The 17,263-nt window shown below is 62.2% G+C and carries 19 protein-coding genes; 13 read left to right on the forward strand and 6 right to left on the reverse strand.

The genetic code is table 11. The features are described 5' to 3' along the window. The first annotated feature begins 25 nt into the window (after window positions 1–25). From QR290_RS20590 to QR290_RS20630, 9 genes are all read left to right on the forward strand, one after another. The gene (locus tag QR290_RS20590; RefSeq protein WP_115078696.1) at window positions 26–901 is read left to right on the forward strand and encodes an alpha/beta fold hydrolase; all 876 of its coding nucleotides are present in this window, start codon (window positions 26–28) and stop codon (window positions 899–901) included. 253 nt (window positions 902–1,154) lie between these two features. Beyond that, a complete protein-coding gene (locus QR290_RS20595) occupies window positions 1,155–2,354 on the forward strand; it encodes a PepSY-associated TM helix domain-containing protein (protein ID WP_289203491.1) in 1,200 nt (399 codons plus the stop codon). Beyond that, window positions 2,351–2,893, forward strand: coding sequence for a thiamine pyrophosphate-binding protein (locus QR290_RS20600; RefSeq protein WP_115078698.1), 543 nt, complete (start codon window positions 2,351–2,353; stop codon window positions 2,891–2,893). Before QR290_RS20595 ends, QR290_RS20600 begins: the two co-directional genes overlap by 4 nt. Continuing rightward, complete coding sequence (locus QR290_RS20605; RefSeq protein WP_115078699.1) at window positions 2,890–3,231, forward strand: hypothetical protein; 342 nt, start codon at window positions 2,890–2,892, stop codon at window positions 3,229–3,231. The genes QR290_RS20600 and QR290_RS20605 overlap by 4 nt, the downstream gene beginning before the upstream one ends. Continuing rightward, complete coding sequence (locus tag QR290_RS20610; RefSeq protein ID WP_115078700.1) at window positions 3,228–3,794, forward strand: DUF6162 family protein; 567 nt, start codon at window positions 3,228–3,230, stop codon at window positions 3,792–3,794. Before QR290_RS20605 ends, QR290_RS20610 begins: the two co-directional genes overlap by 4 nt. Before the next feature lie 35 nt (window positions 3,795–3,829). After that, on the forward strand, window positions 3,830–4,759 hold the full coding sequence (locus QR290_RS20615) for a metal ABC transporter substrate-binding protein (protein ID WP_289203492.1): 930 nt from the start codon (window positions 3,830–3,832) through the stop codon (window positions 4,757–4,759). Beyond that, window positions 4,756–5,499: a metal ABC transporter ATP-binding protein gene (locus QR290_RS20620; RefSeq protein ID WP_289203493.1), complete on the forward strand. Its 744-nt coding sequence runs from the start codon at window positions 4,756–4,758 to the stop codon at window positions 5,497–5,499. The genes QR290_RS20615 and QR290_RS20620 overlap by 4 nt, the downstream gene beginning before the upstream one ends. Continuing rightward, the gene (locus QR290_RS20625) at window positions 5,499–6,398 is read left to right on the forward strand and encodes a metal ABC transporter permease (RefSeq protein WP_289203494.1); all 900 of its coding nucleotides are present in this window, start codon (window positions 5,499–5,501) and stop codon (window positions 6,396–6,398) included. The genes QR290_RS20620 and QR290_RS20625 overlap by 1 nt, the downstream gene beginning before the upstream one ends. Further along, window positions 6,399–7,298, forward strand: coding sequence for a metal ABC transporter substrate-binding protein (locus QR290_RS20630; RefSeq protein WP_289203495.1), 900 nt, complete (start codon window positions 6,399–6,401; stop codon window positions 7,296–7,298). A 134-nt stretch (window positions 7,299–7,432) separates the two neighbouring features. On the opposite strand, the gene QR290_RS20635 is transcribed toward QR290_RS20630, so the two are convergent. The 5 genes from QR290_RS20635 to QR290_RS20655 all read right to left on the reverse strand — a co-directional run bounded on the left by QR290_RS20635 (window position 7,433) and on the right by QR290_RS20655 (window position 11,890). Then, on the reverse strand, window positions 7,433–7,657 hold the full coding sequence (locus QR290_RS20635; RefSeq protein ID WP_115078704.1) for an MbtH family protein: 225 nt from the start codon (window positions 7,655–7,657) through the stop codon (window positions 7,433–7,435). An 83-nt stretch (window positions 7,658–7,740) separates the two neighbouring features. After that, window positions 7,741–9,153, reverse strand: coding sequence for an aspartate aminotransferase family protein (locus QR290_RS20640; protein ID WP_289203496.1), 1,413 nt, complete (start codon window positions 9,151–9,153; stop codon window positions 7,741–7,743). 142 nt (window positions 9,154–9,295) lie between these two features. Continuing rightward, on the reverse strand, window positions 9,296–9,781 hold the full coding sequence (locus QR290_RS20645) for a GNAT family N-acetyltransferase (RefSeq protein ID WP_289203497.1): 486 nt from the start codon (window positions 9,779–9,781) through the stop codon (window positions 9,296–9,298). Between the two features lie 106 nt (window positions 9,782–9,887). Further along, window positions 9,888–11,210, reverse strand: coding sequence for an ATP-binding protein (locus QR290_RS20650; protein WP_115078707.1), 1,323 nt, complete (start codon window positions 11,208–11,210; stop codon window positions 9,888–9,890). Continuing rightward, entirely contained in the window at window positions 11,210–11,890 is a 681-nt protein-coding gene (locus QR290_RS20655) for a response regulator (RefSeq protein ID WP_011335250.1), read from the reverse strand. The genes QR290_RS20650 and QR290_RS20655 overlap by 1 nt, the downstream gene beginning before the upstream one ends. A gap of 288 nt (window positions 11,891–12,178) precedes the next feature. Here QR290_RS20655 and QR290_RS20660 point away from each other — a divergent pair, with 288 nt between their 5' ends. The 4 genes from QR290_RS20660 (at window position 12,179) to dsbG (ending at window position 16,325) form a co-directional block, all read left to right on the forward strand. Further along, window positions 12,179–12,850: a hypothetical protein gene (locus QR290_RS20660; RefSeq protein WP_115078708.1), complete on the forward strand. Its 672-nt coding sequence runs from the start codon at window positions 12,179–12,181 to the stop codon at window positions 12,848–12,850. A gap of 123 nt (window positions 12,851–12,973) precedes the next feature. Then, window positions 12,974–14,707, forward strand: coding sequence for a protein-disulfide reductase DsbD (gene dsbD / locus QR290_RS20665; protein WP_289203498.1), 1,734 nt, complete (start codon window positions 12,974–12,976; stop codon window positions 14,705–14,707). Next, entirely contained in the window at window positions 14,707–15,579 is an 873-nt protein-coding gene (locus QR290_RS20670; protein WP_115078710.1) for a TlpA disulfide reductase family protein, read from the forward strand. Before dsbD ends, QR290_RS20670 begins: the two co-directional genes overlap by 1 nt. Next, window positions 15,555–16,325 (forward strand): thiol:disulfide interchange protein DsbG, encoded by a 771-nt coding sequence (dsbG, locus tag QR290_RS20675; protein WP_007955786.1) that lies wholly within the window; start codon window positions 15,555–15,557, stop codon window positions 16,323–16,325. The genes QR290_RS20670 and dsbG overlap by 25 nt, the downstream gene beginning before the upstream one ends. A 31-nt stretch (window positions 16,326–16,356) precedes the next feature. On the opposite strand, the gene QR290_RS20680 is transcribed toward dsbG, so the two are convergent. Beyond that, window positions 16,357–17,169, reverse strand: coding sequence for an alpha/beta fold hydrolase (locus QR290_RS20680; protein ID WP_289203499.1), 813 nt, complete (start codon window positions 17,167–17,169; stop codon window positions 16,357–16,359). Window positions 17,170–17,263: the final 94 nt, after the last annotated feature.

Here is a 17,263-nt window from a genome sequence, read left to right on the forward strand (position 1 = left end):
ACTCGCCTGAATAAAGGATCACCCGATGTTTGCCGGATTCGTCAAAGACCAGCGCCACGTCAACGGCGTGGACATCAGCTACCGCATCAAAGGTAGCGGCCCCGGCCTGCTGCTGTTGCACGGGCACCCGCAAACCCACGTCATCTGGCACAAGATTGCCGAGCAACTGGCCGAACATTTCACCGTGGTCGCCGCCGACCTGCGCGGTTATGGCGACAGCAGTCGCCCGCCGGCGGATGAGGCTCACCTCAATTACTCCAAGCGCGAGATGGCCCGCGACGGCGTGCAATTGATGAAAGCGCTGGGTTTCGAGCAGTTCTCGATCCTTGCCCACGACCGTGGCGCGCGGGTTGCCCATCGCCTGGCGCTCGATCATCCCGACGTCGTGCAGCGCATGGTCCTGCTGGACATCGCGCCGACGCTGGCGATGTACAGCCAGACCAACGAAGCCTTTGCCCGGGCCTATTGGCACTGGTTCTTCCTGATCCGCCCGGCGCCATTGCCGGAAACCCTGATCGAAGCCAATCCTGAAGGTTACCTGCGCAGTGTCATGGGCAGCCGCAGTGCAGGACTGGCCCCCTTCACCGACGAAGCATTCAGCGAATATCGGCGTTGCCTGGAACGTCCCGGCAGCGCTCGCGGAATTTGTGAAGATTATCGGGCCAGTGCCGGCATCGACCTGGAACATGATCGCGCCGACCTCGCGGCCGGTCGTCACCTGAACCTGCCGCTGCTGGTGCTGTGGGGCGCTGAGGGTACGGTCGGTCGGTGCTTCGATCCGCTCAAGGAATGGCAACAGGTTGCCATCGATGTACGAGGCAAGGCCCTGCCTGCCGGGCATTACCTTGCCGAAGAAGTCCCTGAGCTGTTGCTGGCCGAAGCGCTCGCCTTTCTCCGCTGATTTCCCTCCTTCAATCCGGCGGCATGTGCCGTCGGACTGCTTTGCCCTCCCCACATAAATCCGCCCGCGCGGCAGCCACCTGCAATCGCGAAACATTTACTTTCATATCGTTTATCGGGATTTGCTTCGGTCATCCGTCTTATAGAGATGCGGGCCAGTCGCGTAGGCAAAAGCCACGACCGGCCTTCCCAGGGACTCCCGTGCTGCGAAGCCCGTAGTAGCGCTCCCTTCCACCGAATCAAGACTTGTCATCATGTCGAAGAAATCCCGCTCGAAACTGTGGTTCCTGGTACACAGCTGGCTGGCGTTGCCGATCTGGTTTTTCGTTCTGATCGTCTGCGTCACCGGCACCCTGGCGGTGGTCAGCCAGGAAATCGTCTGGCTTGCCAACCCGCAGATGCGCGCCAGCGCACCTTCGGACGACGCGCAGCGGCTCAACTACGACGATATTCTCGCCGCCATCAAGAAAGCCGAACCGCAAGCCCTCGTTTCCCGCATCAGTCGTCCCGACGAATCGCACTTCGCCCTGGATGTCACCCTCAGCTATCCCGATGGCCGCTCGCTGGTGAGCTACGTCAACCCGTACACCGGGGTCATCCAGGGCACCGCGCCGCAATTCAACTTCGAAGCCTTCACCCGTGCCCTGCATGGCTGGTGGCTGGTGCCGTTCACCAATGGCTACAGCTGGGGCTGGTACCTGGTCTCGGCACTCGGCTTGCCACTGCTGGCCTCGTTGATCACCGGACTGGTGGTCTACAAGCGGTTCTGGAAAGGCTTTCTGCGCCCGACCCTGCGCTTTCGCCACGGTGCGCGGATCTTCTGGGGCGATTTCCACCGCCTCAGCGGCATCTGGTCGATCTGGTTCATTGCGGTGATCTCCATCACCGGCTGCTGGTTCCTGATCGAAGCCGCGCTATCCGACAACCATATTTCCATTTCCAGCGAGACGATCATCCCGGCCATGGCCCGCGAGAGCGTGCCATTGTCACCAGATGGCACTCCGCCGCCGCGCGTGAGCCTCGAACGCGCCATCGAGCTGGCGCAGCAGAAGATTCCGGGGCTGGAAGCCAGCGTGATCAACCTTCCGGGCAATGCGTACAGCCACCTGGATATCCGGGGGCGCGGCTGGTATCCGTTGATGTTCCAGAGCGCCACGCTCAATCCGTACAGCGGTGACCTGGCCTCTTCACGGGTGCTGTCCGACCGCACGTCCCTGGAGTTCGTCACCGAATCCATGCGACCGCTGCACACCGGGGACTTTGGCGGCTTGTGGATCAAGCTGATCTGGTTCTTCTTCGGTCTCTTGCTGAGCATGATGGTGCTCAGCGGACTGCTGATCTGGACCAAACGCACGGCACTGGCCACCGCCAATGCGCTCAAGCGCGAGAGCAAGAAGAACCGCGTCAAGGCGCAGCCCATCGTCAACCGTGAACCGTCGGAGGCCAGCCTGTGAGCAAATCCACCACTGCCCCACAACCTTCACGACTGAGCCTGTTCTGGCACAAATGGCGCTTTCACATCAACGTGCTGTTGCTGGTGATCCCGCTGGGGTTCATGCCCAAGTATTTTTCCGACGCTGCACTGTTTCGCGGTGACACCGGGTTGGGCGAGCGGGAGATCGGCGAGATCCAGGTCGGCCCGTGGAGCCTGCGCCTGGCCGAGTTTCGCAACGAAGCACCGCGCTCAGATGGCCCCGGCGGCTATCTGAAAGCCTTCAGCGCTGCGCTGTGCAATGCCTGTGTCGAACCGGTCAAGGCCACCTACCTGCGCATCGGCAAACCGCGCAGCCTGCGTGCGGCCGGGGTGATTTTCTTCGGCACGCCGTACCGCATGGGCACGCAGTTGCCAGTCCCGGAAAAGACCGCTGCCGACGCCGAACTGTGGATCACCATGGAAGGCTGGGACGGCAGCATGCATCAGGCCTCGATTCCCCTGAGCCAGGCCTCTCCCGCCACCATTGCCTGGCTGAACAAACAAGGAGCCAAACCATGACGCTCGCCCGACGTTTTTCCCGCCTGCGCCCGATCAGCCTGATGCTGGTGCTGTGTGCCGGTTTCAGCACCAGCGCCCTGGCCCACAACCCGATGTGCGAGTGCAAGGCCATCGACGCCGAGCAGATCAAATGCACCGGTGGCTTCTCCGACGGCAGCGGCGCACCGGGGGTGACCCTCGATGTGATCGGCTACGACGAAACCATTCTGGTGCCGGGCAAGCTCGGCGCCGATTCGACCCTGACCTTCAAGAAACCCGGCGCCGAGTTTTACGTGCTGTTCGACGCCGGCCCCGGCCATGTGGTCGAAATCGACCAAGCGGATATCGAAGCCCCATGACCACACCGACCACCCAGGTTGTACGCCCGGCCGGTGCCGGGCATGAAACCCTCAATGTGTTGCTGATGTGCCTGTTGATCCTCGCGGTCGCAGGCTCCGTAGTGGCGTGGCGCGGTGTGTCCCACGAACCCGAGCCGGTCTCCAGCCATCAGCTGGACGCCCGCCGCGAACTCGGCGCCAGCGAGCAAGGCATCTATGCCGACTTGCGGGTGACCCTCGACGAGATCCGCCTGCTGCGCGAAGAACAACAGGCACTGCCGACCCCGCAGAATCTGGCCGATGAAGGTTTCGCCCCGTTTGCCCAGGACGCCAGCTCGGTCAGTCGTGGCGGTCACGTCTGGCAGTTGCTGTCCGACCGCGCCTACTTCGGCCACAGCCAGGCACCGGCTGTGGCCGGTTCGTTTCTGATGCGCCTGAGCGATGCAGCGCCGGACATCTGGCTCAACCGCGCCGCCGACCTGCAAACGCCGACAGACCTGTCCGACGCAGCACTGACCGCTGCCGGATGGAAACAGATCGTCGCGCAATTCGATGCCGGGGTGACCCGCGAACATCGTCATTGAACCCTCGCCTTCATTCGAGAGAAGACCGCTTGCCCATGCCTAGTTCATTTCAACGCCGACCTTTCCTGCGCCTGCTGCTGATCGGCCTGTGCGCCTGCCTGCTGAGCCCGCTGGCCAGCGCCGATCAGGCCAAGCGCCTGCGCATCGGCATCACCCTGCACCCGTATTACAGCTATGTGGCGAACATCGTCGGCGACAAGGCCGAGGTCGTGCCGCTGATTCCCGCCGGTTTCAACCCTCACGCCTACGAGCCGCGCGCCGAAGATATCAAGCGCATCAGCGGACTGGATGTGATCGTGCTCAACGGGGTCGGTCATGACGACTTCGCCGACCGCATGATCGCCGCCAGCGAAACGCCGAACATCAAGACCATCGAAGCCAACGAAAACGTGCCGTTGCTGGCCGCCACCGGGGTTGCCGCGCGCGGTGCCGGCAAAGTGGTCAACCCGCACACGTTCCTGTCAATCAGCGCCTCGATTGCCCAGGTCAACAACATCGCCCGGGAACTGGGCAAGCTCGACCCGGACAACGCCAGGACCTACACCCAGAACGCCCGCGCCTATGGCAAACGCCTGCGGCAGATGCGCGCCGACGCTCTGGCCAAACTGACCCAGGCGCCGAACGCCGAACTGCGGGTGGCCACGGTGCACGCCGCTTATGACTACCTGCTGCGCGAGTTCGGTCTGGAAGTCACCGCCGTGGTCGAGCCGGCACACGGCATCGAGCCGAGCCCGAGCCAGTTGAAGAAAACCATCGACCAACTGCGCGAGCTGGACGTGAAAGTGATCTTCTCCGAGATGGACTTCCCGTCCACCTACGTCGAGACCATCCAGCGCGAATCCGGGGTGAAGCTGTACCCGCTGTCGCACATTTCCTACGGCGAATACACCGCCGACAAATATGAAAAGGAAATGACCGGCAACCTCAACACCGTGGTTCGGGCGATTCAGGAGTCTGGCGCATGACCGCTCAGGAAAACCTGTCGATTGCCAGCAAAGGCCCGACCCTGGATTTCGCCGACGTCAGCCTGACCCTCGGCCGCACGACGATTCTGGACAAGGTCACCTTCCAGGTGCAGCCCGGCAGCGTGCATGCGCTGGTCGGCCCCAACGGCGGCGGCAAGAGTTCGCTGATCAAGACCCTGCTCGGGCAGATGCCCCATCAGGGCCGGCTCAGCCTGCAATGGCCCGGCGAGCCCGGCACCATCGGCTACGTGCCGCAGGCGCTGGAATTCGATCGCGGCCTGCCGATGACCGTCGATGATTTCATGGCTGCCATGTGCCAGCGGCGCCCGGCGTTTCTCGGTCTGAGCAAACGCTACGCCGGCGCCATCGGTGATGCACTGGAGCGGGTCGGCATGCAGGAAAAGCGCAAGCGCCGGATGGGCGCACTGTCCGGCGGTGAACGCCAGCGAGTGCTGCTCGCTCAGGGCCTGATTCCGGCGCCACAATTGCTGGTGCTGGATGAACCGATGTCGGCCCTCGACGAAGCCGGAATCCAGGTGTTCGAGCGCTTGCTGGGCGACTGGCGTGCGGCGGGCATCACCGTGCTGTGGATCGAGCACGATCTGGAAGCGGTCGGGCGTCTGGCCAATCGCGTCACCGGCCTCAACCGCCGCGTGCTGTTCGACGCCTCGCCGCAACAGGCCCTGACCCCGGAACGTCTGCTGACCCTGTTCTCGACCCATCCACGGAGCGCTACCTGATGAGTTACGAAGCCTTTCGTTTGATGGTGCAGGGCTGGGCTTCCTCCGGTTACCTGCCGGAAGCCCTGGCCTACGGGTTTGTGGTCAATGCGCTGCTTGCCGGTCTGCTGATCGGCCCGGTGCTCGGTGGCCTCGGCACGCTGGTGGTGGTCAAGCGCTTCGCGTTTTTCTCTGAAGCGGTGGGCCACGCAGCGCTGACCGGCGTGGCCATCGGCATTCTGCTCGGCGAACCCTACACCGGGCCGTACGGCAGTTTGTTCGGCTACTGCCTGCTGTTCGGCATTCTGCTCAACTACCTGCGCAACCGCACCGGCCTGGCGCCCGACACTTTGATTGGCGTGTTCCTGTCAGTGTCCCTCGCTTTGGGTGCCAGCCTGCTGCTGATTCTGGCGGGCAAGATCAACGTGCACATTCTGGAAAACGTGCTGTTCGGCTCGGTGCTGACGGTCAACGGTAACGACCTGCTGGTGCTGGCGATTGTCGGCTCGCTGGTCATGGCATTGGCCCTGCCGCTGTACAACCGCATCATGCTGGCCAGCTTCAATCCGCAACTGGCGGCGGTGCGCGGCGTCGCGGTTAAGACCCTGGATTACCTGTTCGTGATTCTGGTGACGCTGATCACCGTCGCCGCAGTAAAAGTCATCGGCGCGATTCTGGTCGGTGCGCTGCTGGTGATTCCGGCAGCAGCCGCCCGCTTGCTCAGCCAGTCGCTCAAGGGTTTCTTCTGGTGTTCGGTGTTGATGGCCACGGTCAGTACGCTGTGCGGGATTCTCGCGCCGATCGTGTTCGACCTGCCGATTCCGTCCGGCGCCGCGATCATCCTGGTCGCCGGTATCGCCTTCGCCCTCGCCGCGATTGCCCGGGGCGTCGTCCCCAGTCTGAAAGGGAACCTTGGATAAATGGCTTTTTCATTACGACAACTGACCCTGGCCATCGCCCTCAGCGGCGCGGTTTCGAGCCCTCTGCTGGCTGCCGAGAAACCGTTGCGGGTGCTGGCCTCGTTGCCCATCACTTATGGTCTGGGCGAAGTCCTGCTCAAGGGCACCGACATCAGCCTCGAACGCGCTGCGCCGGCGAATCTGCCGGGTAGCCGTCAGACCGCTTACTTCACCGGGCGCGGCGCCCCGGCGCTGAGCAAACTGGCCAGCGACGCCGATGCGGTAATCGGCGTGCGCTCGCTGTGGACCGATGATCCGCTGTACCCGATCGCCCGCCGCAGCAACATCCGCATCGTCGAAGTCGATGCCGCACGCCCGGTGGACGGCGCCCTGCCCGGCATTGCCGTGCAACCGGGTATCAAGGTCGATGGCTTGAACAGCCAACCTTGGCTGGCTAGCAACAACATGGGGCGCATGGCCGATGTGATGGCGGCGGATCTGGTGCGCCTGGCACCGAAGGACAAGCCGAAGATCGAGGCCAATCTGGCGGCGCTGAAACAGCGCCTGCTGAAACTCAGTGCCGACAGCGAGGCGCGTCTGGCCAGTGCCGACAACCTGAGCGTAATGAGCCTGAGCGATCACTTCGGTTATCTGATCGGCAGTCTCAATCTGGAATTGATCGGACAGGACACGCGACCGGATGCCGAGTGGACGCCGGAGGATCTGAAAAAACTGACCGCCACGCTGAAAGACAATGACGTAGCGGTGGTGCTGCACCATCGGCAGCCGTCGGATGCGGTGAAAGCGGCGATTGCCGAATCGGGCAGTCATCTGCTGGTGCTGAGCACCGATGCGGCGGATCCGGTGGCGGAGCTGGAAGGCAATGTGGATGTGCTGCTCAAGGGCTTGAGCGGCGCCTAAGGCTCAGTGATCGTGATCACGCATGATCGTTCCCACGCTCTGCGTGGGAACGATCACCGTCTGGGTGGGAACGATCGACATGAAAAAACCCGCTGACTGTTTCCAGTCCAGCGGGTTTCTTTTTGGCTGAAGACTTACTGTGCAGAAGCTTGCGCTTCCATCTTCTGACGCAAGCTCAGCGGGCGCATGTCGGTCCAGACTTCTTCGATGTAGGCCAGGCATTCCTTTTTCAGGCCGCTCTTGCCGACGGTGCGCCAGCCTTCCGGCACGGCCTTGTAGTCCGGCCAGATCGAGTACTGCTCTTCGTGGTTGACCACGACTTGAAAGAGGATGTCCTCGCGGTCGAATACTGACGTCATGCTGTGTCTCCATCGCTGTAGGGGTGGGCTGCACGACGGGTGCAGCCGGGTATGTAGAAAGAACGTTCGACGCGGCGAAAAATTTACAGGCCGGCAGTCGCGGCGCTCAACGCACGGCCAAAGATCTCGGCGACACGATCGATTTCCGCAGACGTGATCACTAGCGGCGGCAGGAATCGCACCACCGCACCATGCCGACCGCCCAGCTCCAGAATCAGCCCACGCTTGAGGCATTCGCGCTGAACCAGTGGCGCCAGACGTGCGAAGGCCGGTGGATGGCCCAAGGCATCCGGGGTGCCGCTCGGATCGACCAGCTCGACGCCGAGCATCAGGCCACGACCGCGAATGTCGCCCAGTTGCGGGAAGTCGCGTTGCAGGATGTGCAGGTGCTCGCTCAGGCGTTCGCCCATCGCAGCGGCGTGCTCGCAGACCTTGTGCTCGACCAGGTAACGCATCACCGCCGAACCGGCGGCCATCGCCATCTGATTGCCACGGAACGTACCGGCGTGGGCGCCCGGCTGCCAGGTGTCGAGCCAGTCGCGATAAACCACCACCGCCAGCGGCAGGCTGCCACCGATGGCTTTGGACAGCACCACCACGTCCGGAGTGATGCCGGCGTGTTCGAAGGCAAACATCTTGCCGGTGCGGGCGAAACCGCTCTGGATTTCGTCGATGATCAGCGCCACGCCAGCCTTTTCGGTGATGCGGCGCAGACCGCGCAGCCACTCGATGTCAGCCGGAATCACACCGCCCTCGCCCTGCACCGCTTCGACGATGACTGCGGCCGGCAATTGCACGCCAGCCTCGGGATCATTAAGCAGGTTTTCCAGGTAACTCAGGTTGGCCTTCACGCCTGCCGCGCCACCGAGGCCGAACGGGCAACGGTAGTCGTACGGGAACGGCATGAACTGCACACCGTTGCTGAGCAGCGCACCCAGCGGCTTTTTCGGCCCCAGGCTGCCCATCAGGCTCAAGGCGCCCTGACTCATGCCGTGATAACCGCCGGAGAACGACAGCACGATGCTGCGCCCGGTGGCGGTGCGCACCAGTTTCAGCGCCGCTTCCACGGCGTCAGTGCCGGTCGGGCCGCAGAACTGGATCTTCGCTTCCTTGGCCAATGCTGGAGGCAGCAGGCCGAACAGGTCCTGAACGAACTGGTCTTTCACCGGCGTGGTCAGGTCCAGGGTGTGCAGCGGCAGCTCATCGGCCAGCACCTGCTGGATTGCCTCGATCACCACCGGGTGGTTATGCCCCAGCGCCAGGGTGCCGGCACCGGCCAGGCAATCGATGAAGGTGCGGCCCTCGACGTCCTCGACGTACAGACCCTTGGCGCGTTTCAACGCCAGCGGAATGCGACGCGGGTAGCTGCGGGCATTGGATTCCTGCTGGCTCTGGCGGGCCAGCAACGGCGATTCATTGAACTGATACAGCGTTTCCGCCGGCGCGGAGGCGATCCGGGCCGACGACTCTTCGATAAGGCTGGTGGCGACTGACATCTCTCGACCCCTCAATACGCTATGGATAGTGACCAAAACTGCACACCGGGCAGGTGCGCGTTCCGGTCGCGGGGCGCACATGCTGGTTTTCCTGTTCTGGAAACGCACCAGCGTGTCGAGGATTTACACCCTTGATCGAATGTCAGGCCGACAATGCCAGCGGCTTGTGCATCGGCAGGCTCAAAACGCCGTGTTGCATGAAGGCAGTCGCCGCTTCGCGATAACCCAGACGCCGGTAGAACGCCTCGCCGGTTCGCGTGCTGGCGAGCGTGACGCAAGGCCGGCCGCGAATCCTCAGCCAACCCTCGAGATCGCCCATCAGCGCACGGCCTGCACCGCGACGAAACCACTCCGGCTGTACATGACAGAACGTGATCTCGCCATTGGCAGCGGCCATGCCGACACCGACAGGTTTGTCCTGCAGCAGCGCGATGTTCAGGTAAAGATGCGGATCGGCGAGCCAGGCGCTGATGTGTTGCGCCGATTGTCGGCGGACCCAACGGTCGACCAGTTGTGGATCGTTCCGATGATCGAGCGCGCAACCGACGCGGATCGAGCGCTCGAGAATCCGGCTGATGATGCCGGCGTCGGCGGGGGTGGCGGGACAGATGTAGACAGGTGCTTCCATGGCGCTGTTTCCCTCAATCCATTGAGTCAAAGGCTGGGGCGACAATAACGTCGCGGCCGGCGGATGACTAATGGAGAGAGGTTACATTTGATGTGCCGGGCATACGTCAGACCGGTTGCAGCGGCATGGTCAGCTCGACCCGCAAGCCATCCGGGCGGCTGTCGAAATGCAGGGTGCAGGCGCAACGCTGAACGATCGCCTGGACAATCGCCAGTCCCAGTCCGCAACCGGTGCTCTGGCCGTTGCGCCAGAAGCGCTGGGTCAGATGTTGCAGATCGTCCGGAGCAATCCCCGGCCCATGATCGCGCACCACGAAACGCACGTGAGTGGCGGAGGTTTCCAGGCTCAGCTCCACCGCGCCGTCCGTCGGCGTATGACGCAGGGCGTTATCCAACAGGTTGCGCAAGGCTGCGATCGACAACACCGCCGGCATTTGCAGGGGCGCACCGGACAAGCGTTCAGGCAGGTGCAGCCTGATGCGCTGGCGCTGGTCGCTGGCCGAGTCCTGAATCGCCAGTTTCGCCACCTGCTCGGCACTGCACTGCACGCCGTCGTCGAAAGACAGACTGCCCTCGACCCGGGCCAGCAACAGCAATTGCTCGAGGGTCCGGTGCAGGCGGTCGGCGCCTTCCTCGGCCCGGGCCAGGGACTGATCGCGGGCGCTGCCTTCGGTCATGCGCGCCACTTGCAGGTGGGTCTTGATCGCCGTCAGCGGACTGCGCAGTTCGTGAGCGGCATCGCCGGTTAGACGACGTTCGCGTTCGATGGTCTTGCCGATGCGCTGGAACAGCTGGTTCTGGGTTTCGAGCAGCGGTTTCAGTTCGCTGGGGAATGACTGCAACTGCAACGGTTCGAGCGAATCGGCGTTACGGCGCATCAAGGCTTCACGCAACCGATTGAGCGGCGCCAGGCCCTGGCCGATCCCCAGCCACAACAGGCACAGGCAGCCGAGCAACGCCACGCCGACCGGCACCGAGGCCGCCAGCAGGATCGACATGTTCAGGGCTTCGCGTTCGATCACCCGGTCGGCGGTGGTAATCCGCACATCGCCTCGGGCCAACGTGAAGCTGCGCCACGGCGCACCGTCGATCATCTGATCGTGGAAACCCATTTTCTGGGCTTCCAGCGCCTGCTCCGGGTTGTTGTGGCTGCGGGCGAGGATTTCCCCGCGCAGCGAGCTGACCTGACAGGCCATGCCGCCGGGAATGTTCAGTTGTTCGGCGCTGAAGTGAGTGCCCTGGCCTTTGCTCGGGATGGCCGGCAATTGTTCCAGCAACCCGGCGACCATCCGCGCCGACGCCACCAGGCGCTGGTCGAGGGAAAACATCATCTGGTTGCGCAGATCGCTGAGCATCCAGGCGGCCGCCAGGGCCCAGATCAGCGCGAACGCGGCGCCGAGGGTCAGGCTCAGACGCAGGCGCAGACTCATCACTTGTCAGGTTCTCCGCCATCGGCCGGGCCCAGGCGATAACCCAGACCTCGCACGGTTTCGACGATGCCCTTGCCCAGTTTGCTGCGCAGGTGATGGATGTGCACGTTGAGCGCGTTGCTCTCCAGCTCATCGTTGAAACCGTAGACGCTGTCCTTCAACTGCTCGGTGGACAGCACCCGGCCTCGGTTGTGCAGGAGGGCTTGCAGCAGGGATTGTTCGCGACGGGACAGATCCACCGGGCGGCCCGCCAGCGTGGTTTCGCGGCTGCTCGGGTCGTAGGTCAGTGCGCCGTGTTCGATCAGGTTGACGCTGCGCCCGGCCACCCGGCGCAGCAGGGTTTGCAGACGGGCGAACAATTCGCGCAGATCGAACGGTTTGAGCAGGTAGTCGTCGGCACCGGATTGCAAACCATCGACGCGGTCGGTGACCGAATCCCGCGCGGTGAGAATCAGCACCGGAATTTCCAGCCCCTGCTGACGCAGTTGTTGCAGCAACTTGAGGCCGTCTTCGTCCGGCAGGCCAAGATCGAGCACCATCACGTCGAATTCGGCAACCTTGAGGATCGCCCGCGCCTTAGAGGCGGTGTTGACGTGTTCGACCGTCAAGCCCTGGGCCGTCAACCCGGCGACGATCCCGCTGGCGATCAACTCATCGTCTTCGCAAACCAGTACGTGCATGGGAACTCCATGAGAAAAAACGCGATTCAAGCAGGAGAGGATTAAGCGGCAATTATGGACACTGCCTGTGCCAAGGAAAAGCATGATCCCGATGTATACGACTGCGGGCGATGTCTTTCTCAACGCCGTTTTTCATAACGGCAACTAAAAAACCAACAACCGGCAACTTATAAAGTTCCATTCGACACAAACAGCAATTACAAAACCAGTGCAAAAAAGTTACTCGTCGCGATAACTCAAAAACGCAAAACACACCAACCAACTATCGCTTATAAAAGGAACAACCCAATGTCCAAACTCAACAACTTTGTCGCTATCGACTGGCGCTCCGGCCCTGATCGTATTTACTTCTTCCTGAAAGACAACGGCACTTATTCCCGCTACGACAATGGCGACGAAAAAATATCCGACGATTATCCACTACCGATCAAAGGAAACTGGGAAGGGTTTGATGTCTATGCCAAGGACTTGCGCTTCGGCTTCACCCAAACAAAGACGGGCGACAACGACATTGTCTGGCTGTTCTTCTACAACGGCGATCACCCATGGGTTTGCGCCTATAACCAGGACACTGACAAGGCTGACGCCTTTTACAATCTTTCCAATTCTCTCTGGACGCCAATCCTGCCCTACTTTGACAGAATCGTCGCCGGCACCTGGCTGGAAGCAATCGGATTCCGTTACCTGTTTCGTTTCCTGTTGAGTGACGGAACGCATCTGACATTCGACACCGTCACGCAACAGATAAAACACGATCCAACAGCCGTATTGCCCGGGCTCGCCCCTTATAAAAACCGCCTTGTCACCGCTGCTCAAATTGATCCAACTTTCAGCGACAACCTCTGGTACATCTTCCTGACCGATAACCAATACGTGGTTTACAACATGCAAAAGGGCCGAGTCGAAGGAGGTGCGAATAATATCAGTGGCCGATTCGCCGGGTTGACCCGAGGGCTCTGACTCTCTCATCTTTCTGCAATGCCGCAGCGTCTCTCAGGTTCGACGCATTGCTCCCCTCGGTTAATCAGCGGTTAATCGCCGCCCGCCACTGTGCCCTCAACTGCACAGGGACAAGGCTCTTAAATGCGTCATTTTTTTCTTTTTTTTGCACTGTTGATTTCGGGTCTGGCCCAGGCGGGGAATGATCCTTTTGCGTCTAAACCGGAGTTCTTGCCGGTCGACAAGGCGTTCGTGCTGACTTCGGAACGTCTGGATTCCGGTGAGACCCAGCTGTTCTGGCAAATCGCCGACGGCTATTACCTGTATCAGAAGCGTCTGAAGTTCGACGGGCTGGCGACGCAAAATGTCCCGGCCCTGCCCGAAGGCGAGTCCCACAGCGACGAGTATTTCGGTGAGCAACCGGTTTATCGCCAGGGTCTGGAGCTGAAGATTCCGGCGGCCGCCACGGGCCAGATAAAGGTCAGTTATCAGGGCTGTGCCGACGCCGGTCTTTGCTATCCGCCACAAACCCGAGTGATCGACCTCGGCGGCAAAGCTGCCGCTGCGGCGACAGATGAAGCGCCGGATCAGGCACTGGCCAGCGGTCTGCAACAGCATTCGCTGGGCTGGAGTCTGCTGGTGTTCTTCGGCCTGGGCCTGCTGCTGGCGTTTGCGCCGTGTTCGTTGCCGATGCTGCCGATTCTGGCGGGCATGGTGGTGGGCAGCGGCGCCACGCCACGTCGCGGTTTCGCGCTGGCCGGCAGTTATGTGGTTTGCATGGCGCTGGTGTATGCGGCGATGGGCGTCATCGCCGCGCTGCTGGGGGCCAACCTGCAGGCGTGGTTGCAAAACCCGTGGCTGCTCGGGACGTTCGCGGCCGTGTTTGTGGTTCTGGCGCTGCCGATGTTCGGTTTCTTCGAGCTGCAATTGCCGGTGGCCCTGCGGGATCGACTGGAACACGCCTCGCGCAGTCAACGCGGTGGCAGTCTGGTCGGCGCCGGTGTATTGGGCGCGTTGTCTGGTCTGCTGGTCGGCCCGTGCATGACCGCACCGCTGGCGGGCGCCCTGCTCTACATCGCGCAAAGTGGCAACGCGCTGCACGGCGGCCTGATTCTGTTTGCCCTGGGCATCGGCATCGGCGTACCGCTGTTGTTGCTGGTGACCGTCGGCAATCGCTTCCTGCCCAAGCCCGGCGCGTGGATGAATCTGCTTAAAGGCGTGTTTGGCTTCCTGTTCCTCGCTACGGCACTGCTGATGCTGCGTCCAGTGCTGGATCCGTCGCTGTGGCTGGGCCTGTGCGGCGCGCTGCTGTTGATCGCCGCTTACAGTGCCTGGAAACAGTCAGACGGCTTTGGTCGCGTGGCGCAACTGTTCGGTGCCGGTTCGCTGTTGCTGGGTTTGTGGGGCAGTCTGCTGGTGGTCGGTGCGGCGGGCGGCAGTGACGATCCGTATCAGCCGTTGCAGGTGTACAGCGCCGGCCGCGTAGGATCTGCGGCGCCCAGCGGCCACGAAGCCTTCACGACGATCAAGGATCCAGCCGCCCTGCAACGCGAGCTCGACGCCGCCAAAGCGCAGGGCCAGTGGGTGCTGCTCGATTACTACGCCGACTGGTGCACGTCGTGCAAAGTCATGGAGAAACAGGTGTTCGGCCAGGCACGGGTGATGCAGGCCCTGAGCGATGTGCGCTTGCTCCGACTCGACGTCACCGCCGACAATGCCGCCAGCCGCGAACTGCTCGGCCGTTATAAAGTGCCGGGGCCACCGAGTTTCGTGTGGATCGGCGCCGACGGTGAAGAGCGTCGCAGTCAGCGCATCACCGGCGAGGTCGATGCCGATACTTTCCTGCAACGCTGGACCACCACCCGAGACGCCCGTTAATGCTGACCTTCACCCTCGGCACCTTTGCCATCGCACTCAACCACCTGCTGCTGATCAGCGCGCTGGCGCTGGCGACCTTCGTCGGCTGGCGGGTGGCCAAGCGCGGCGGTGATAACCCCGAGTCAGCGCTGTTCAGCCTGTTTCTGCTCGGCATGCTGGTGGCGCGCATTGCGTTTGTCGCGGTGTACTGGGGCCACTATCGCAACGATCTGTGGCAGATCATCGACCTGCGCGACGGCGGTTTTCTCGCCTGGCCGGGGGTGATCGTGCTGTTGCTCGCGGCGCTGTATCGCGGCTGGCGCCGGCCGGGTTTGCGTCGCCCGCTAGGCTTTGGCGTGGTCAGCGGTGTGGCGTTCTGGGTACTGGCGACCCTGTCGCTGAACATCTACGAGCAAGGCACGCGCCTGCCGGACATCACCCTGCGCAACGCCGCCGGAGAAACCGTGAAACTCACCGACTATCAGGGCGGGCCGCTGGTGATCAACCTGTGGGCCACCTGGTGCCCGCCGTGCCGCCGGGAAATGCCGGTGCTGGAGAACGCCCAGCAACAACGCCCGGACCTGACGTTCCTGTTCGTCAACCAGGCTGAAAGCATGCAAAGCGTCGCCACGTTTCTTGAAACCCAGGGTTTGAGCCTGAGCAACGTGTTGTTCGACCGCAGCGGACGCCTCGGCCAGGCCGTGGGTTCCATGGCCCTGCCGACTACGCTGTTCTATAGCCCGGACGGTCGTCTGCTGGGCAGCCATCTGGGCGAGTTGTCGAACGCCAGCCTGGCCCGCGCCCTGGAAAACTTCGACACCCCGGCTTCCAGCCCGAATCCGGCCACCTCTTCTGCAAGGAAACTGCCATGCCCCGCCTCCGCCACCTGCTGACACTGACCATGAGCGCAGCCCTGCTGCACTTGCCGTCGGTCCAGGCCGCCGAAGAACTGCCTGAAGCGATCAAGAAAATCGAAGCCAAAGGCGCAAAAATAGTCGGCCAGTTCGACGCCCCGGACGGTTTGCGTGGTTACGCCGCGCAATACCAGAACCGTGGCATGGCGCTCTACCTGACGCCGGACGGCAAGCACGTGCTGCTGGGCAACCTGTACGACGCCGACGGCAATGACCTGAGCAGCGCGCCGCTGCAAAAACTGGTCTACGCGCCGATGGCCAAGGAAGTCTGGGCCAAGTTCGAAGCGAGCAATTGGATTCAGGACGGCAACAAGGATGCGCCGCGCACGGTGTACCTGTTCAGTGATCCGAACTGCCCGTACTGCAACATGTTCTGGGAACAGGCCCGTCCATGGGTCAAGGCCGGCAAGGTGCAGTTGCGGCACATCATGGTCGGCATCATCCGCGAAGACAGCCCGGCCAAATCCGCCGCCCTGCTCGCGGCCAAAGACCCGAGCAAAGCCCTGGAAGATCACGAGAAGGCCGGCAAGGCCAGTACGCTCAAGGCCTTGAAGGACATTCCGGTCGCCGTGCAGACCAAACTCGCGGCGAACATGCAGTTGATGGAAGACCTGGACTTGCAGGCCACCCCGGCGATCTTCTACATGGACGACAAGGGCGAACTGCAACAACAGCAAGGCGCACCGACGCCGGACAAACTGGCGAAGATTCTCGGCCCGAAATAAAAAACGCCCACGCAATGCGTGGGCGTTTTTCTTATTTCAGCTCTGCCAGAAACCTCAGCAACGTGTCGGTCACGAATGACGGATTCTCCAGATTGGAGATATGCCCCGCCTCCGGCACCAGCACACACGGACAGCCAATCAACTCAGCCATTTCCCGCGCTTCCGACGGCGGGCGTGGCTTGTCCTGATCGCCGCAGACCACCAGCGTGGTGGCCGCATTCAGTTCGCCCAGACGCGGCAACAGATCGTCACGGCCAAAGGTGATGCGCCCCATCGGCACGATGCTTTCGCGCAGGCGTTCAGCTGAATAACCGGCGAGTTTTGCGCGAAAATCCTGATACAGCGCCGAATCCCGGTCGATGCCCGGACGGAAGAAGATCGGCACCACGATATCCAGCAGTTGCTCGGAGATTCCGCCGCTTTCCTCGATCTGCTTGAACAGCGAGAAATAGTACTGGCGGGTCGGCTCCGGCTCGACGCCGACGTAAGTGTCCATCAGCACCAGACCGTTAAGACGCTGCGGCGCCGACAGTGCGAGGCGAACGCCCCACATGCCGCCGACCGACAACCCCACCAGCGTCACCCGATCGATCTCCAGATGATCAAGCAGGGCCAGCGCCTGGCGTGCAATGTCATCCAGTGATGTGGTGCCTTCAGGCAAACGCCCGGATTCACCATGCCCCCACAGATCCAGCGCAATCACCCGATAGTGCGCCGACAGCGCTGCTATCTGCGGTGCCCACATGGCCTGGTCCCACAGGTAGCTCCCGGCCAGCAACACCGCCGGGCCCGTGCCTTGATCAATGTAGTGAAGCGCCTGTCCGTCAACCGTGAAAAAAGGCATCGATAACCCCCGTGGCAAAGAAACTGGAGCCCGAAGACTGAGCGGGCCGGCCTCGGCAGTCAATGATATGAAAGGATTACAAAGCCCTGCCTGC

This window comes from Pseudomonas fluorescens, from assembly GCF_030344995.1.
GTDB lineage: Bacteria > Pseudomonadota > Gammaproteobacteria > Pseudomonadales > Pseudomonadaceae > Aquipseudomonas > Aquipseudomonas fluorescens_BF.

What these genes read in the sequence shown, in the direction of transcription:
- QR290_RS20590 (WP_115078696.1), top strand. Translation starts at nt 26, where the DNA reads ATGTTTGCCGGATTCGTCAAAGACCAGCGCCACGTCAACGGCGTGGAC.
- QR290_RS20595 (WP_289203491.1), top strand. Translation starts at nt 1,155, where the DNA reads ATGTCGAAGAAATCCCGCTCGAAACTGTGGTTCCTGGTACACAGCTGG.
- QR290_RS20605 (WP_115078699.1), top strand. Translation starts at nt 2,890, where the DNA reads ATGACGCTCGCCCGACGTTTTTCCCGCCTGCGCCCGATCAGCCTGATG.
- QR290_RS20610 (WP_115078700.1), top strand. Translation starts at nt 3,228, where the DNA reads ATGACCACACCGACCACCCAGGTTGTACGCCCGGCCGGTGCCGGGCAT.
- QR290_RS20615 (WP_289203492.1), top strand. Translation starts at nt 3,830, where the DNA reads ATGCCTAGTTCATTTCAACGCCGACCTTTCCTGCGCCTGCTGCTGATC.
- QR290_RS20620 (WP_289203493.1), top strand. Translation starts at nt 4,756, where the DNA reads ATGACCGCTCAGGAAAACCTGTCGATTGCCAGCAAAGGCCCGACCCTG.
- QR290_RS20625 (WP_289203494.1), top strand. Translation starts at nt 5,499, where the DNA reads ATGAGTTACGAAGCCTTTCGTTTGATGGTGCAGGGCTGGGCTTCCTCC.
- QR290_RS20630 (WP_289203495.1), top strand. Translation starts at nt 6,399, where the DNA reads ATGGCTTTTTCATTACGACAACTGACCCTGGCCATCGCCCTCAGCGGC.
- QR290_RS20635 (WP_115078704.1), bottom strand. Translation starts at nt 7,657, where the DNA reads ATGACGTCAGTATTCGACCGCGAGGACATCCTCTTTCAAGTCGTGGTC.
- QR290_RS20640 (WP_289203496.1), bottom strand. Translation starts at nt 9,153, where the DNA reads ATGTCAGTCGCCACCAGCCTTATCGAAGAGTCGTCGGCCCGGATCGCC.
- QR290_RS20645 (WP_289203497.1), bottom strand. Translation starts at nt 9,781, where the DNA reads ATGGAAGCACCTGTCTACATCTGTCCCGCCACCCCCGCCGACGCCGGC.
- QR290_RS20650 (WP_115078707.1), bottom strand. Translation starts at nt 11,210, where the DNA reads ATGAGTCTGCGCCTGCGTCTGAGCCTGACCCTCGGCGCCGCGTTCGCG.
- QR290_RS20655 (WP_011335250.1), bottom strand. Translation starts at nt 11,890, where the DNA reads ATGCACGTACTGGTTTGCGAAGACGATGAGTTGATCGCCAGCGGGATC.
- QR290_RS20660 (WP_115078708.1), top strand. Translation starts at nt 12,179, where the DNA reads ATGTCCAAACTCAACAACTTTGTCGCTATCGACTGGCGCTCCGGCCCT.
- dsbD (WP_289203498.1), top strand. Translation starts at nt 12,974, where the DNA reads ATGCGTCATTTTTTTCTTTTTTTTGCACTGTTGATTTCGGGTCTGGCC.
- QR290_RS20670 (WP_115078710.1), top strand. Translation starts at nt 14,707, where the DNA reads ATGCTGACCTTCACCCTCGGCACCTTTGCCATCGCACTCAACCACCTG.
- dsbG (WP_007955786.1), top strand. Translation starts at nt 15,555, where the DNA reads ATGCCCCGCCTCCGCCACCTGCTGACACTGACCATGAGCGCAGCCCTG.
- QR290_RS20680 (WP_289203499.1), bottom strand. Translation starts at nt 17,169, where the DNA reads ATGCCTTTTTTCACGGTTGACGGACAGGCGCTTCACTACATTGATCAA.